Origin of the sequence: Halodesulfovibrio sp. MK-HDV (assembly GCF_009914765.1) — a bacterium.
In the GTDB taxonomy this organism is placed as follows: Bacteria; Desulfobacterota; Desulfovibrionia; order Desulfovibrionales; family Desulfovibrionaceae; genus Halodesulfovibrio.
On the sequence record NZ_WYDS01000011.1, the window covers coordinates 44,975 to 61,323 of the forward strand.

Sequence of the window (16,349 nt, forward strand, 5' to 3'; positions counted from 1 at the left end):
GGGCGTTCATTTTATCAGGATAACAGGTAGCGGCTAAGCGGCATCACCCGGTGCAGAATCTGCACCCTTTCGTTTTTCGCTTTCTTCTATGGATTCTTTCAAGACTGCCTCAGTATCGTTCTGTTCTTGTGCTTTTTTATTGGTCAATTTTTCCCAGCGCGCTTTTGCGCCTTCTTTAAGGGAACAAAGCACAGGTACAACAAGCAAGGTAAGCATTGTTGCGACAAACAGACCGAAGATAACTGCAACAGCCATCGGGCTCCACCATTCAGTTGAGTCTGACTTCGTAATGAACGAGAACGTAAAGAAGTCAAAACTAATGCCCACTGCCATTGGCAGCAAACCTAGAATGGTTGTAATCGCGGTAAGCAATACAGGGCGGAAACGGGTAAGGCCAGCCTTAACAAGCGCCTCACGTGTTTTCATCCCTTTAGCTCGCAACTGTTCAAAGTAGTCAATAAGTACAATTGCGTTGTTAACAACAACCCCCGCCAATGAAATTACACCAACACCTGTCATAACGACACCGAACGGCATTCCACAAATAAGAAGCCCTCCGAACACGCCGATAAGAGACAACAATACGGATGTAAGAATAATAAACGGCGTTGCCATTGAGTTGAACTGCGCCACCAGCACAAGGAAGATAAGGAAGATCGTCGCAACAAATGCTTCAGTGAGAAACTCCGAAGCCTTACGCTGCTCTTCCTGCTCACCCGAGAAGGTGTATGAGTAGCCGCGAGGCCAGCTCATTTCTTTTAGGCGCACATCAAGCTCACGAATAACATCGTTTGCAAGACGTCCTTCGACGTTTGCAGAAACCGTAACAACTCGTTTCTGGTCTTTATGGTTAATAGCACCAAGACCGGAGGCAAGTTTAACAGAGGCTACAGATGTAAGCGGAATAGGTTCGCCATCTGCGCCGGATACGGTAATACGACGTAACGCTTTAATAGACTGGCGTTCACTTTCCGGAAGCTTTGTCAGAATATCGTATTCGTCTTTTCCCTCACGGAATACGCCAACTTTTACGCCGTTAATCGCTGCCTTGATGGTGTATGCAATTGTATACGTATCAAGACCGAGCAATGCAGCACGTTCTTTATCTACACGAATCTGAATTTCCGGTTTACCGGAAACAAAGTCGTCTTTTATATCAACTGGTCCCGGGATATCACGCATGACAGCACGAATGTTATCAACAATCACACCAAGCTCTCGCATATCCTTACCGTACACTTCCAAGTTGACTGGAGCGCCGGTTGGAGGACCACCTTTTTCTTCTTCAACACGAACTTCCGCACCGGTGATCATAGCGGTAAGGCGGTCACGCACCTCGTTGATAATATCAGAGGATTGTATTTCGCGATCTGCGATTGGTTTAAAGTCCAGAGTTACAGCACCAAGATGTGTACCTGTGCCACCGCCGCCGAATGTTCCTCCGGAGCCGGAACCTGTGTTGGCAATAACAAAACGAACATCTTTATACTCTTCCCCGACACGTTCAATCACACGCATAAATCGGTCTGTAGCATCAAGGTTTGTTCCCACAGGAGCCTTGATGTTTACGTTTGCGCGTTTAGGTTCTGCTTTCGGGAAAAACTCAACACCTTTGCCGTAAGTTCCGAAGGCAAAAATAGATGCGAAGAACATAACTACAGAAATACCAAGAATTATAAGCCGGTGATCCAAAGACCAATTCAACATCCCAAGATAGATGCGTCGTGCGCCCGTAATTTTTTCTTCACCGTTATCCATAAACTTAGCCGGAGCCGCAGTTTGGAATCGTGATGAAAAGACAGGGTTAATAACCAACGCAACGAACAGGGAGCCAAAAAGTGCAAGGATTACTGTACGAGGCAGATAGGACATAAATTCGCCCATAATGCCCGGCCAGAAGATCATCGGGAAAAAAGCACCAACAGTTGTTAATGTAGAGGTAATAACAGGCCATGCAACCTCGTTAGTACCATCCATTGCGGCCTGAAATCTGCTTTTTCCTTCCTGCATATGCCTGTAGATATTTTCAACAATAACAATACCGTTATCCACCAGCATCCCGAGTGCAAGAATAAGCGAGAACAGCACAACCATGTTGAGCGTGATGTCCAGCAATCGTAGCAGCACAAAGGTAATGAGCATGGAAAGCGGGATTGCTATGGAAACAAAGAAGGCAGATCGTCCACCGATAAATAAGAATACAACCGCAAGTACAAGCACAAGACCAGTGAGAATGTTGTTCTCAAGGTCAGACACCATCATGCGGACGTCTTCTGCTCTATCGCCGACAACATCAAGAATCAATGTTGGCGGGAGGAATTTTTTCGCCTCTTCAAGAGCAACAGTAACGCCTTTGTTTACCTCAATAATATTTTCACCGCTTCGCTTAATGATCTGAAGCGTAACGGCGTTTTGTCCGTTCATACGGCTCCGCGTTACAGGATCTTTGTAATGATCCTGAATTTCGGCAATATCTCGAAGGTAAACAGGCTTTCCATCGCGCACAAATGCAACAATGTTATTGATCTCTGAAGGAGTTTGGAAATCCTCAGGAACACGAACTTGATAGCGGGCGTCACCAATATTCATTGAGCCGCCCGGCATGTTCACGTTGCCCTTCTGAACAGAGTTCACCAAGGCGCTAAACGGAACATTGTATGCACCGATACGATCAAGGTCGAACTCAACATGAATCTCGCGTTCGAGGCCACCCATGAGGCGAGCATCAAGAACACCTTGAACAGACTCAAGCTTATCTTCTAAATCTTCAGCAAAAACCTTCAGCCGTTTCAAGCTAAAGGGACCGGACAATACAATCTGCATTGTCGGCATATCAGAAAAGTTTGCTTCCGAGACAAGCGGGTCATCTTCTAAATCGCCCGGAAGGTCGCCTGATGCCTGATCAACTTTATCACGCACTTTTTGCAGTGCATCATCAATAACTACGCTTGGTAAAAACTTAATCGCAATGGCGGATTCACCATCTTTCGATGTCGATCTAAGCTCTTCAACATCTGCAAGTCCCTTGAGCTTTCTCTCAAGAGGAATAGTTACCAGCTTTTCAATATCTTCAGGGGCAACACCTTCGTAAGTTGTATTTACGAAAATATAGGGAATCGTAATATCTGGCTCAGCTTCACGCGGCAGTGAAAAATAGCTACTTAAACCAGCTAAAATTATAAGCCACAGTAGAACAAATACTACGGACTGCCTCTTCAACGCTACTTGGTTAAGTATCATCGAACATCCACCTTCACGCCGTCTTCAACTTCTCGCTGTCCTGCTACAATCAGTTTTTCACCGACATTCAAACCGGCAATAATCTGCACTCTGTCGCCATCAATAACGCCAAGAGTAACTGTACGGGCTTCTGCTACGCCATCTTTTTCAATAAATGCGATACGTTCTCCGCCTTTATCGATAACAGAAAATAGTGGAACAGATACGATATCGCTCAACGCACGACGTACAAAACTTGCACGCGCAATCATACCCGGACGAATACGACCGTCTGCATTTTTAACAATAATTCTAACCGGGAAAGTACGGGTTGCTGGATCTGCTTTCCATGCAACGAAATCAACCACGCCGCTCCATTTCTCGTTCGGGTAGGCATCAAACACAACTGGTGCGATCTGCCCTTTAGAAAGAAAGCGTACGTCCATTTCCGGCACACTGAACGTAATTTTAATCTGATCAACGTTCACAATGTTTGCTATAGGATTGCCTTTAGAAACATATTCACCCGGATCAACATTAACTTTGTTCACAACACCGGAAACAGGAGAAACAACAATACCGTGCTCGTATTTAACTTCTGCTTCTCGCAGATTTGTTTCAGCGACAGTAAATTCTGTTTCAGCCTGCTCCAACTCTTCGCGTGAAAGAACGTTACTTTTGTAAAGCTTTCTACGGCGGTTAAGTTGGTGCTTTTTCATTGTAAGGTTTGCATCAGCACGATCTTTTGCAGCTTTCAATGCTTCAAGATCAATACGAACAATATGCCCGTTTGCCGCAACAGAATCCCCTTCTGTTACACCAACCCACTCAATGAGTCCGTCTTGTTCTGCGGCCAGTGCTACATCGTACATCGCCTCTGTTTCACCCGGCAGCATAATTTTATCTGTAATTGCAGCTGGAATCAGAGTTTCAACCTTAACATTTACAACATATTCTTTTGCAGTCTGCACATTCTCTGTCGTGTCGCTTGCTTCACCATTGCTACATGCCGTCAGACTTACGAGCACGCTTGCAACAATCAGCATCGCACAAATTTGGGAAATCAATTTCTGCATCCATCAACTCCGAATAGTTCTTAATGCCTCCAATAGAGAAGGCAGTAATATGTTGTGCAATACCGAAGACTTCATCATCAGTGAAAACTGTCTGATTTCGAGCTAACAATAAGTCATCAATATGCATTGCGTAGAAAAAAAGCTGTGAAAAATAGCCGCTTGTCAATGAATCAAGTTGTTTTGGACCCCATACATTCCCTGTCATTGTGTCGATAATCGGGATAACTCCCCCGCGTAATTCGAGCCAATCTTTCTCAGAGACATGCAAGAATTCTTCAAAATCATTAATGAAGGCATCAAGCAGCAGCTTGTTAAGTTCCCAATACTCATCACCATGCGAGATAAGCATTCCACTCACACAAGCCAATGTAAAACCAAACAATCGTTCTTCCGGTTCAGCAGAATCTGTTAATCCACCATGCAACGGGTATATCCCCCGAACCTCATGCAAGAACTCTTCTAAAACAGCAGCCAACAACTTATTTTTATTACCAAAATGATAATTTACAGCAGACACATTAGCATTTGCAGCAGTACAAATCTCACGCACTGTTGCGTTGTGTCCCTTTTGAGAAAAAATGATGCGGGCCGTATTAAAAATACGGCTACGGGTATCCAACGCACTTTGCGCTTGATTACGCCGCTCTCTCCATGCGTGTAACGCCTGTTCCCGCGATTTATAATAATTACGCGCAATTTCTTTAAACTGTGCGGGAATTATTTTTCTATCCATTCGAACCTCACCTCAAGCAAATTCAAACACCGTTTGAAACCTTATTTCAAACACTGTTTGAATCTGTCAAGTGGTTTCTATTTATCGCGCGAAATGAACATGTTGAGAAAGGATTCTTACCCCCACTCTGACACTACTTTTTTTCCTTTTACATCAACAATCACCATAAAACATGTAATTCTGCTTATTTTACTCAATACAAACAAACACTTACTCTATCAATAATTCTAAACCCTATATCGGCTCTGGTTAAAGTTTTTTCTAAAATTTCCGATAGATAACTATACTGAATTACAAGATTCATTCTTCATTATGAAATTTTTATGTGCAAACAAAATTTGATTATAGAACTACAAATAACAACTGCCAGCTCACTACTTACTTCAAAAAAAGAACTCAACCAGCAGTACATTGTGCACGCTGGATAAATGGCTTGCTAGATTGGTACATCATGACCACCCATTGACGTATCAAAAAACAATCACAACTATCGGGGGCTAGAAGAATGGAGCTAAACTTTAATCGTAAATTGATCGGCTCTGTATTGCTTGTAATTGTCACACTGTTAGGTGTTCTTAGTTGGAACAACTACTCAGTTTCACATAGTGCACTGGTAAAACTTGGTGACCAGTTTATCAGCACAATGGTTGTGGGACTAAAAGACAGTGTGGAAATGCAGCACCAAATTACACTTGAAAAACTCGAAACCGATGTAAGTGTTTTTGATGATGAAATCGAAAACCACGGGGGGTTACGTGTAAATTCACAAAAAACTGTAACAACTACTATCACCAATCAAATCAGCAAAAAGTCTGAATCCGTAACAATTCCAGTCCTTCAGCTTGGAGCAGAGGATTCCGCTACGGTGCTGAATGCCAGCAACAAACTTGTTGATAAAGTCCAGGAAATGGTCGGTGGTACTGCAACAATTTTTCAGGCACTTCCGGGAAAACTTCTACGTGTTTCCACCAACGTAAAGAAACTCGACGGTAACCGTGCAACTGGCACATACATTCCTGCCAGCAGCGCAGTGTACAAGACAGTTATGAACGGTCAAACCTTCCGCGGCAGAGCCTATGTAGTAAACGCATGGTACGTAACAATATACAAGCCACTCAAAGATTCCAGCGGCAACGTAATTGCAGTTGTGTACTGTGGTAGACCAATGATGACCCCGCCTCTGCTCGAAATGATTAAAAAGATCACCTACGATGGGCATGGGTATCCGTTTATTGTGCGCTCTGACGGTAGTTTCGTATATCATCCGGACGCAGCGCTCATGGCCGACGGAAATTTGAATGACACAGAAGCCGGTAAGATTATGATGAAGAACAAAAACGGCTTCACTCAATACGAATACAACGGCACAAAACGTCTCTCATTTTCTCAGACTATTGAATCCAGAGACTGGCTGATTTATTTCACAATACCGGAAAAGTACTTGAGCCTTGGTGCCGATGAAACCTTGCAAAAGTTAAGCATTGCAAGCATTTCCGGCGGCATTCTCATCTCAAGCCTTGTTCTTATATTCCTGCTGCGTAGTTTGCTCCGACCTCTCGAAGAGTTGGGGAACACCACAAAGAAAATTGCAGCGGGCGACCTGAATGCACGAACTGATTATCATCTTAATGACGCTATCGGAAGTACTGTTACTTCAGTTAATACAATGGTTGCAGAACTTAAGGCCAAACTTGGGTTCTCTGAAGGTGTTCTAAAGGGCATTCCGACTCCGTGTTCCATCATCGGACCGGACTTCACAGTCTCTTGGTCTAATCAGCATCTTTGTGATTTAATCGGAAAAACTGGAACTCCCGAAAGTTATGTAGGAGTTAGCTCCGGTAAGTTCTTCTATAACGATAACAGCTATGAAACCCTGTCTGACAAGGCCATCCGTACTGAACAGTCATTACAGAATGACATTGAGTACAAACATCCTGACGGGAATATTCTCTACATTGCTGTCAGCACCACTCCGTTCTATGACATGGATGGTAAGCTGCTTGGTTCAGTAGCATTCTGGCATGATATGACAGAGATTCATGAAAACGAGTCTGTCATTATTCGTCAGAATGAGCGTATTGCCGACACTGCTGCACAGGCACATTCCATTGCGGATCAAGTGTCCTCTGCTGCTGAAGAATTGTCTGCACAGGTAGAACAATGTAGAGTCGGCGCCTCCACTCAGGCTGCGCGCGTTGGTGAATCTGCCATCGCTATCGAAGAAATGAACTCTACTACCCTTGAAGTAGCTAGAAACGCATCTGATGCCGCAGAAAATGCTGATAATGCTCGGAAAATAGCCGAAGAAGGTGCAACTGTTGTATCTCAGGTTACGACATCAACAGAAGAAGTGCATTCCCACGCCAGCTTAATGCAAAAGACGCTTACGGAGTTAGGAGCACAGGCTGACGGGGTTGGTAATATTATCAGTGTTATTAATGACATTGCAGACCAGACAAACTTGCTCGCACTAAACGCTGCAATTGAAGCTGCACGAGCAGGAGAGGCTGGACGAGGCTTTGCAGTTGTTGCAGATGAAGTCCGCAAGCTTGCTGAAAAAACAATGAATGCAACTAAAGAAGTTGAGTCTGTCGTGCAGGGCATCCAAAAAAGCACCCACGGCACTCTCGACCATATGAGTGACGTTGCTGAACTTGTAGAAAGCACCACTGCCCAGACACATAATGCGGGCAAGGCGTTAGGACAAATTGTAGATACGGTTATGGAAACTTCAGACAGGGTGCGATCCATCGCTACGGCTGCCGAAGAACAATCCGCAGCAGCAGAACAAATTGCCGGAGCAGCAGGTGAGGTCAACCGCCTTGCGGATGAATCCGCATTGGCTCTTACTGAGTCTTCGCACGCAGTTGTTGAGCTTTCCAGACTAGCTCAGAGTTTGAAAACGCTTATTGATGATCTCCAACAGTAATAAAAAAAAAAGAGCTCGTGTCTTAGGCACGGGCTCTTTTTTTATGGTCTCAATATAATTCCTGTCATCCAGATCACATCAGCAAACACAGCCGCACTTGAAAATGCTACCAATGCTCCTTCATAATTTCAGTCTTCACTCTCTGCCCTATGGGTGATATGGCGTTCTTGTCGGTATAAAATTCCATGCAAGTACGTATTGCTGCCACCATCCCTTGCTATATCTTCAACTAAACTTTGGCAGACTGTACAGGAGAAGACTGTGTTTACAGAAAAAGCTAACGAATGCATTACGCATGCGCATCGTGGAGCACGAGCTTACGCTCCGGAAAATACCATGCCCGCGTTTCATATAGCCCATGAACTTGGTGCTGAAGCGATTGAGCTTGATGTAAACCTGACTAAGGATGGGTACGCGGTCATTTTCCATGACTACGTGCTCACCCGCACCACCAACATTGCAGAACTTCCCCATCTGCAAAAGCATGGCGAAAAAACAGGAATCCATCACCTGACACTCGAAGAAGTGCGAACGCTTGATGCAGGCAAGTGGTACGCAGAAAGCGACCCACACGCGCAGATTAAAAACGGCACGATTTCCGCTGAAACTGCGTCAACATTTACCGGCACGACCATTCCTACATTGGACGAACTGCTCATTTTTATTAAACAGTCTGGTATGCTGCTCAATCTTGAGATCAAAGATCAGACTACAATTGATGATCACAGCCATACCATCGTGCATATAGTCCTCGAAAAAATTCTCAAACACGACGTAAAAGAACAGACAATGATCTCTTCTTTTAACCACGACTATTTACAAACTATTCATACAGAAATGCCGGACATGCCTTTAGGGGTTTTGACTGAAAAGCGCATTGAACAGCCTGTTGAATACTGTAAAAAGCTTAACGCTTCCGCATACCATCCATGCCGCACTTTTACGACAGCCGATGACATCAAAGCCCTGCGCGAAGCCGGACTCATGGTTAATATCTGGACAATTAATTGCGAACATGAATTATACGCCTTTGCCAACTGGGGAACCAGCGGCCTTATCTCCGACTTCCCAGACCGTGCCATTGCCGCCATACAAAAAGTAATCTCAAGCTAGCAAATACAATCAACAGGAGTTCTCCGTGCCGACATACTCAGAAAAGACTCTTCAAGAATGGAAAACAGATCCACTTATTCGTGATGCAATAGCGCTGGATGAAACCACATGGTTCAATCCAGACACTCTCCCGTTTGCTGATGCAATGAAGCACATTGCACTCTCAAAAGCAGATGTTGAAGATGCAGCAGCACGGCTCGAACGGTTCCGTCCATACATCGAAAAAGTTTTTCCTGAGACACAAAGGGCTCAAGGGCTTATTGAATCCCCGCTTCGCCGCATCCCGAATATGCAAAATGCGATGGCAAGCTATTTCAATATGACGCTATCTGGAGAACTTCTGCTCAAATGTGACAGCCATCTGCCTATCTCCGGCTCAATCAAAGCTCGCGGTGGTATCTACGAAGTTCTCAATCATGCAGAAAGTCTTGCGTGCGGAACCGGACTCCTTTCCCTCTCCGACGATTATTCAAAATTGGACAGCGCAACATTCCGCCAATTTTTCAGCAACTACACCATTGCGGTAGGTTCAACAGGTAACCTTGGACTCTCCATCGGCATAATGAGTGCTCAGCTCGGATTCTCCGTCAGTGTCCATATGTCAGCAGATGCAAGGCAGTGGAAAAAAGATATGCTGCGCTCAAAAGGGGTAAACGTCATCGAGTACGATTCCGACTACTCCCTCGCTGTTGCAGAAGGTAGAAAGCAGGCAAAAGGCGATCCAAGTTGCCATTTTATCGATGATGAAAACTCCATCACACTCTTTATGGGATACGCTGTAGCAGCGGATCGGCTCAAAAAACAGCTCACAGAAGCAAACATCACAGTAGATGCAGAGCACCCGCTTTTTGTGTACCTTCCATGCGGAGTAGGCGGTGGCCCCGGCGGTGTTGCTTTCGGTCTTAAGCTTGCCTTTGGTGACAATGTTCATTGCTTTTTTGCAGAACCAACCCACTCTCCAGCCATGCTCATCGGCCTGCATACAGGCTTACACGATGCTGTTTCTGTTCAGGATGTTGGAATAGACAACCGCACAGTTGCAGACGGCCTTGCCGTCGGTCGACCTTCAGGCTTTGTAGGCAAGACATTACAACATCTGATAGATGGTGCTTTTACCGTCAGTGATGAGACTATGTTCGAGCTCTTAGCACTGCTTGCAGATACAGAAGATATTTGGATGGAACCTTCAGCACTTGCGGGAATGTCAGGCATTGCACGCGTTCAACACAACGAAGAGTACCTGCATCTGCACGGGTTGCAAGATTATATGACAACAGCAACGCACATTGCGTGGGGAACAGGCGGGAGCATGGTGCCGCGTGAAGAAATGCAAAAATATTACGAAGCCGGATGCAAGTTGCGCGACATATCCTAGTTAATCACTCCGTTAAGCGAACACAATGCAAGTATCATCAGCACGTTATCAAAAGATACAATGAGAGACGCCTTCTCCTTTCATCCAAACGTGTTACGTGATATTTGCTCCATACTTAATACAAATTTTATGCTCCAATCATATATAAGGATAGATCATGACTGAACGCGAAGCTCTTGCACGCCGCATTGACATGGCGGCTGGACGAACTCCAGTAGATACTCTCATCACTAACTGTAAAGTGGTTGATGTTTTCTCTCAGACAATCTTCGAAAGCCCTGTTGCCATCGGTGACGGTAAAGTTGTCGGTTTCGGCGAATACGAAGCGGCTAAAACTATCGATGCTGCTGGTGGATACCTTATGCCGGGTCTCATCGACGGGCACGTTCATATTGAATCTTCTGTTGTTTCTCCTGCACAGTTTGCAAAGTGTGTTCTGCCATACGGCACAACCACAATCGTAGCAGACCCGCATGAAATTGCGAACGTATGCGGCCTGGAAGGCATTCGCTACATGCTGGATGCATCCAAAGACCTACCGCTTAATGTACGCATCATGCTTCCTTCTTGCGTACCGGCAACACCGTTCGAAAACTCCGGTGCTATCCTTGAAGCAAAAGAACTTTCCGAGCTGATCGACCACGAAGGGGTGCACGGTCTTGCAGAAGTTATGAACTTCCCTGCTGTTATCAACAGCGATCCAGCAATGCTGGACAAAATTTACATGGCATCCTCACGCAATCGCATTGCCGACGGTCACACTCCGGGGTTATCCGGTCGTGATCTCATCGCTTATGCGGCAGCCGGAATCAAAACTGATCACGAATGTTGCACCATAGAAGAAATGCACGAGCGTATCCGTCTCGGCATGTACGTGCTCATTCGTGAAGGTTCAGCAACCAAAGATCTTCGCACACTCGCAAAAGGTCTTACAGATGCAAACTACCGTCGCTGCGTATTCTGTACAGATGACCGTGAACCAGCAGATATTCTTGCAAATGGCCATATAAATACGAACCTTAAAATTGCTGTTGAAGAAGGCGTTGACGCACTTAAAGCAATTACCATAGGTACCCTTAACGCAGCAGAGTGCTATGGTCTTAAAGGCAAAGGTGCAATTGCACCAGGCTACGATGCTGACATTATGATTGTGCGGGATCTTACCAATTTTGAAGTAAGCCACGTGTTCACAGATGGTAACCAGATTGCCGAAAACGGCGTTCTGCTTGTTGAACCAAAAGAGATCGTACGTGACTCCGTTCGTGACACTGTGAACCTTGCTGATATCACTCTCGACGATCTTAAGCTCAAGCTTTCCAGCAACAACGTACGCACCATCAGCGTTATCCCAGACACAGTGCTCACCGAGTGTGTTATCAAAGAAGTTGTTCTGGATGAAAATGGCTGCTTCAACGCGAAACAAAACGAAGGGCTCACCAAAATTGCTGTGGTAGAGCGACACAATGCGACAGGCAACATCGGCCTCGGCATCTTCGAAAACTACCACATAAAAAATGGTGCAATCGCCACCACAATCGCACACGATTCACACAACATCGTAGTCGCAGGCGATAACGACGAAGACATGCTCGTTGCCATCAACGATCTCAAAGAAATTGGTGGCGGCATCACCCTCGTTCGCGATGGTAAAGTGCTCGGGCATCTCTCACTGCCAATTGCAGGGCTTATGTCCGACCAGCCTGCGCAGCAAGTTGCTACAAAAATGGAAGAGCTGCTGAATCTTTCCAAAGAATTTAGTATCAACCCGAAACTACAGCCATTCATGACCCTCAGCTTCATGAGTCTGCCAGTAATCCCAGCGCTCAAACTTACAGACGGCGGTCTCTTCGATGTGACTACCTTCTCCTTTGTTCCTGTTGAAGCTGACTAATAGTAAGTAGATTGGCCTCCGGCGGGTCTTCGACGAGCCTCGCCGGCAGCTGGGGAAAACCTTTCTGTAGAAAGGTTCTTAGGAATCTCCAAAGACTTTTACCTGCGAGTTTAGCCCGTTGCTTATTTTGCCTCGCGGCTTACGCTCCACTACCTTTCATACAATAAAAAAGGCTGTCCTTCATATGAAGGACAGCCTTTTGTTATTTCAAGTTAGTACGTTTAAGCCGCGTGAAAACTCTATTGACGGGCGTAATTCGCATACTAAAAGTTTTAGGAAAGGGGTCTGGGGGAGAACCCTTTTCCAAAAGGGTTTCCCCCAGCCGTCGGAGACATAAAAAAAAGCGTCGCAGACAAAAACCTAGCTAGCTACGGCTTAGTATTACCATACAACATGTAGCGAAGCTCTGGCAGACTACGGCCAGTTTTTTTGGAAAATTTGACAAGCTCTTCATACTCAGGCTTAGAAATTGTCATCCCGTCGACGCTGTAGCTTTTGCCATCCATCTCACCGAAGGGAGTTTCTGTGCGCTCTTCTTTACGTGGCAGGAGCACGCGTTCTGTTTTCTGCCTACGGATACCGAGAGTATGCGTGTGCGCAAAGAAAAGTTGCTCTATTTTTGCTAACTCACTTGGCTTGCAGAGAACTTTAAGACTTCCCGCGGGTCGATTTTTTTTCATTACCCCTGCGGTGAAGAATACATCCAACGCTCCGGCATCCATGAATATGTCGAAACAACGTCCTAACTCTTCGCCGGTCAGATGATCGATATGGCTTTCGAGAACGTAAATTTCATCCGTAATTGTGTCGGGATTTGAGGAAGTTGTTTGTGCTTGGATTTCCGACTCAAGAAGACTTATGCGAAGGCCGCCACCGGATTCTCTTTGACCGTAGCCGAGACCTGTTTGCAACAGAACTCCATCAGCACCGGACTTAAAATCAGTTACGAGTTGATCGATGAGTAATGCACCGGTGGGAGTTATGAGCTCTTGTTCACATTCGGTGGCGAATACCGGTTTTCCTTTGAGTAATTCAAGAACAGCTGGCGCGGGAAGTGGTAGCGTGCCATGTTCGCACTCAACAGTTCCGGAAAACCACGGCAGTTTGGAAGCTGTAATGCTTGTGATACCAAGTTGCTCTACAGCCCAGAAAGCACCGATCACATCGACGAGTGTGTCTATTGCACCCACTTCATGAAAATGTATGTCCTGTACGGCTTTACCGTGGACGGCAGCTTCGATTTCTGCCAGTCGCTCGAATGCGTTTATAGAACGTGTCTGCACGTCATTGGAGACTGAAAGCTTTTCGATGATCGAAACAATCTCTGGTAAATGTCGAAGCGGCTGGGCATCTGGCCATTCTATGGAAAGAGACGCGCCTACAATTGATTGTCTCATTGTACTTACAGGTGCGATTGATACGTAAATTCCTGCTTCGATAAAAATGCGCTGTAATAGCGACAAATCCACACCCAGATCATGCATAGCAGCCAAAAACATATCGCCGCCAAGTCCGAATCGACAATCAAGATACAACGCTTTCATTCTCTATTTCCTTTCATCACAGGTACATTAAGGCTACCGGCCCATGCACGACACATTATAAAACACTAATCTGATCTAATATCTACTAAGCCAACAATAGTGCAAAGTACAGTCGCTTTGATATAGCAATTTTCGCTTGTTCACCTACAAAATAAATGCTTATATATAAAACAAGTATACTATCAATGATCAAACGTATGTGTGTATTTCAGGAGGAAAAATCATGCTGATTCGTGACTGGATGGCAAAAGATGTAATTACTGTCTCGCCCGATACATCAATGATGAAGGCCTCCAAGGCTTTAAAAGCACACGACATTAGCCGTATCCCTGTTGTGGATCACAGCGGTCGTGTCGTCGGGATAGTCTCAGATAGAGATATAAAAGAAGCCTCTCCTTCCAAAGCTACGACACTAGATGTGCACGAGCTTTACTACCTGCTCTCAGAAATCAAAGTTAAAGACATCATGACGGTTGATCCGCATGTTACAAGCCCGACCAACACTGTTGAAAATGCTGCCATGATGATGATTGAGAAAGACTTTGGTGGTCTTCCTGTGGTTGATGAAGACGGTAAATTGGTGGGTATCATTACCGTAAGTGACATTTTTAATGTTCTTATCACCATCACGGGTGCCCGTCAGGGTGGTGTTCAGTTCGGTATTCGTTTACCAAACGAAGCTGGCACACTGCGCCCTATCCTGAACCTTATGCGTCAGCATAAAGCGCGTATTGTTTCTATTCTTTCCGCTATGGAAGAAGAGGAAGGAAAAGGCAAACGCGACGTGAACATTCGCATTATGCCGATGGAACGCACCAAGGAAAACCAGATTATCGAGGATCTTAAAGAACAATTTGATGTTATATTCTGGGCACGTGACAACGTTCACCCTCAGTAAAATATCACTCGTCTTGTAGATTTTTAAGCGGCTCTTTTGGAGTCGCTTTCTTTTTGACACTCACACAACAAACGTACCCACTCGCAGCCCTTGTCAAATCGTTGCTCACGCCGAGATGTATCCATTTTGCAACATGCACAGTTGCAACAATGCAACCGGTTTTATAATTCACACCTCTGTCACATTAGATTAGCTCTTCATAGGGTTATCTTTTTTTCATCAGACAGAGGTAGCCCACTATGATCCTTGACAATATCAGCATGTTTGGAAGCTTGTGTTTTTCGGAACACTGTGGCATCTTAGCGCCGTTGATATCACTTGTTTTTTCCTTTTTTTTGTTCCGTAAGGCGACAAGAAAAATCGAATTTTATGGGCTTGCCCATTGACAAAATGACTATCACGGCTTTAACAAGTCAGTGTTTGCTCTATAGAGCAAATCTGTATGGAGACAAGCAGTGGATCACTGCTTTACATCAGGTTGTCAGCTGTTGCTGCAACCCGGCATATGTCTGAGCTAAATATCACGCTTATAGACCATGTCCAAGGAGGACAAAATGGCTGAAATTACTTTTGAAGGTAAATCTTTCGAGGTTGATGAAGACGGCTTCCTGCTTAAATTCGAAGAATGGTGCCCTGAATGGGTAGATTACGTTAAAGAATCTGAAGGCATCTCTGAGATCTCCGAAGATCACCAGAAAATCCTTGATTTCCTTCAGGATTACTACAGAAAGAACGGTATCGCTCCTATGGTGCGTATCCTTTCTAAAAACACTGGCTTCAAATTGAAGCAGGTATACGAACTCTTCCCTTCCGGCCCAGGTAAGGGAGCATGTAAGATGGCTGGTCTTCCTAAGCCTACCGGCTGCGTATAGTCAGCTGATCTTACAGTTTGAGCATATAAAGCGGGAGATTTTTCTCCCGCTTTTATTTTGTCCAAAAAAAACCAGCAAGCGCAATGCGCTGCTGATTCTCACCCTTTACACACACACGTCCCCTCAATGCCTTCGCATCAAGGGGACACATGCCACAACTAAATCGCCTAACAGTCTGATATGAGAATAGCTTAATGCTCTGTTGTCATATCTGCGTTATCAAGCAAATCAATCCATTTTCTTTCTTCTTGCAACAACTCGCTTTCGAGAGCTAACTGCACGGACTCTTGTGTTTCACGCATAGTTCCAAACAGGCTTTCAACGTGTCCCACTATATTACGCATAATCTCGGGAGTGACGACAAAATCTCCGCCGTCATTTTTCTTCACGGAACGCACAGTTCCAGAAAATTCAGAAAATTCTTTCCCAAGTTTTGAAATCATATCATCCATTGCATTTTTGATCACGATGACCCTCCAGCGTATATATTTCATTTCCCGATTCAGCCCGTACTCTTTCAATCAATCGAAAAAGTTAAGCTTTCAAGACGTCGCCTAAAACATCCGCAGGAAACATGAGCTATTAACCTAAAATTACTGAACTTTTAGTTCAGAAACTTATTTTTTCTCTTTCTTGAAATGCACACTAGAACGCAGGTACTTTTGCAACAAGTATATTTTTTTCCACAAGCAGTGCAAA

The 16,349-nt window shown here is 45.0% G+C and carries 11 protein-coding genes; 6 read left to right on the plus strand and 5 right to left on the minus strand.

The genetic code is table 11. The features are described 5' to 3' along the window. Nucleotides 1–33 precede the first annotated feature (33 nt). From MKHDV_RS10065 to MKHDV_RS10075, 3 genes are read right to left on the minus strand one after another with little or no spacing between them, the layout of a single operon-like run. Nucleotides 34–3,240: an efflux RND transporter permease subunit gene (locus MKHDV_RS10065; protein ID WP_160714870.1), complete on the minus strand. Its 3,207-nt coding sequence runs from the start codon at nt 3,238–3,240 to the stop codon at nt 34–36. Then, nucleotides 3,237–4,295 (minus strand): efflux RND transporter periplasmic adaptor subunit, encoded by a 1,059-nt coding sequence (locus tag MKHDV_RS10070; protein WP_254060452.1) that lies wholly within the window; start codon nt 4,293–4,295, stop codon nt 3,237–3,239. The genes MKHDV_RS10065 and MKHDV_RS10070 overlap by 4 nt, the downstream gene beginning before the upstream one ends. Next, nucleotides 4,222–5,028: a TetR/AcrR family transcriptional regulator gene (locus MKHDV_RS10075; protein WP_160714872.1), complete on the minus strand. Its 807-nt coding sequence runs from the start codon at nt 5,026–5,028 to the stop codon at nt 4,222–4,224. The genes MKHDV_RS10070 and MKHDV_RS10075 overlap by 74 nt, the downstream gene beginning before the upstream one ends. Before the next feature lie 505 nt (nt 5,029–5,533). On the opposite strand from MKHDV_RS10075, the gene MKHDV_RS10080 reads away from it, so the two are divergent. From MKHDV_RS10080 to ade, 4 genes are all read left to right on the plus strand, one after another. Beyond that, nucleotides 5,534–7,957 (plus strand): Cache 3/Cache 2 fusion domain-containing protein, encoded by a 2,424-nt coding sequence (locus tag MKHDV_RS10080; RefSeq protein WP_160714874.1) that lies wholly within the window; start codon nt 5,534–5,536, stop codon nt 7,955–7,957. A 261-nt stretch (nt 7,958–8,218) separates the two neighbouring features. After that, nucleotides 8,219–9,070: a glycerophosphodiester phosphodiesterase family protein gene (locus tag MKHDV_RS10085; protein WP_160714876.1), complete on the plus strand. Its 852-nt coding sequence runs from the start codon at nt 8,219–8,221 to the stop codon at nt 9,068–9,070. 25 nt (nt 9,071–9,095) lie between these two features. Continuing rightward, entirely contained in the window at nt 9,096–10,445 is a 1,350-nt protein-coding gene (locus MKHDV_RS10090) for a D-serine ammonia-lyase (RefSeq protein ID WP_160714878.1), read from the plus strand. 157 nt (nt 10,446–10,602) lie between these two features. Further along, on the plus strand, nt 10,603–12,336 hold the full coding sequence (gene ade, locus MKHDV_RS10095; protein WP_160714880.1) for an adenine deaminase: 1,734 nt from the start codon (nt 10,603–10,605) through the stop codon (nt 12,334–12,336). A 368-nt stretch (nt 12,337–12,704) separates the two neighbouring features. On the opposite strand, the gene larC is transcribed toward ade, so the two are convergent. Continuing rightward, complete coding sequence (larC, locus tag MKHDV_RS10100; RefSeq protein WP_160714882.1) at nt 12,705–13,880, minus strand: nickel pincer cofactor biosynthesis protein LarC; 1,176 nt, start codon at nt 13,878–13,880, stop codon at nt 12,705–12,707. A 223-nt stretch (nt 13,881–14,103) separates the two neighbouring features. Between larC and MKHDV_RS10105 the strand changes: the two genes are divergently transcribed. Beyond that, on the plus strand, nt 14,104–14,778 hold the full coding sequence (locus MKHDV_RS10105) for a CBS and ACT domain-containing protein (RefSeq protein ID WP_160714884.1): 675 nt from the start codon (nt 14,104–14,106) through the stop codon (nt 14,776–14,778). A gap of 554 nt (nt 14,779–15,332) precedes the next feature. Further along, nucleotides 15,333–15,650: a TusE/DsrC/DsvC family sulfur relay protein gene (locus tag MKHDV_RS10110; RefSeq protein WP_160714886.1), complete on the plus strand. Its 318-nt coding sequence runs from the start codon at nt 15,333–15,335 to the stop codon at nt 15,648–15,650. Nucleotides 15,651–15,841: 191 nt separating this feature from the next. Here MKHDV_RS10110 and MKHDV_RS10115 read toward each other — a convergent pair whose 3' ends face one another. Continuing rightward, nucleotides 15,842–16,117: a hypothetical protein gene (locus MKHDV_RS10115; protein ID WP_160714888.1), complete on the minus strand. Its 276-nt coding sequence runs from the start codon at nt 16,115–16,117 to the stop codon at nt 15,842–15,844. Nucleotides 16,118–16,349: the final 232 nt, after the last annotated feature.

Excerpts from the sequence above, each read along its gene's own strand:
- ade (WP_160714880.1), top strand. The coding sequence starts at position 10,603 with ATGACTGAACGCGAAGCTCTTGCACGCCGCATTGACATGGCGGCTGGA.
- MKHDV_RS10080 (WP_160714874.1), top strand. The coding sequence starts at position 5,534 with ATGGAGCTAAACTTTAATCGTAAATTGATCGGCTCTGTATTGCTTGTA.
- MKHDV_RS10065 (WP_160714870.1), bottom strand. The coding sequence starts at position 3,240 with ATGATACTTAACCAAGTAGCGTTGAAGAGGCAGTCCGTAGTATTTGTT.
- MKHDV_RS10105 (WP_160714884.1), top strand. The coding sequence starts at position 14,104 with ATGCTGATTCGTGACTGGATGGCAAAAGATGTAATTACTGTCTCGCCC.
- larC (WP_160714882.1), bottom strand. The coding sequence starts at position 13,880 with ATGAAAGCGTTGTATCTTGATTGTCGATTCGGACTTGGCGGCGATATG.
- MKHDV_RS10110 (WP_160714886.1), top strand. The coding sequence starts at position 15,333 with ATGGCTGAAATTACTTTTGAAGGTAAATCTTTCGAGGTTGATGAAGAC.
- MKHDV_RS10070 (WP_254060452.1), bottom strand. The coding sequence starts at position 4,295 with ATGCAGAAATTGATTTCCCAAATTTGTGCGATGCTGATTGTTGCAAGC.
- MKHDV_RS10075 (WP_160714872.1), bottom strand. The coding sequence starts at position 5,028 with ATGGATAGAAAAATAATTCCCGCACAGTTTAAAGAAATTGCGCGTAAT.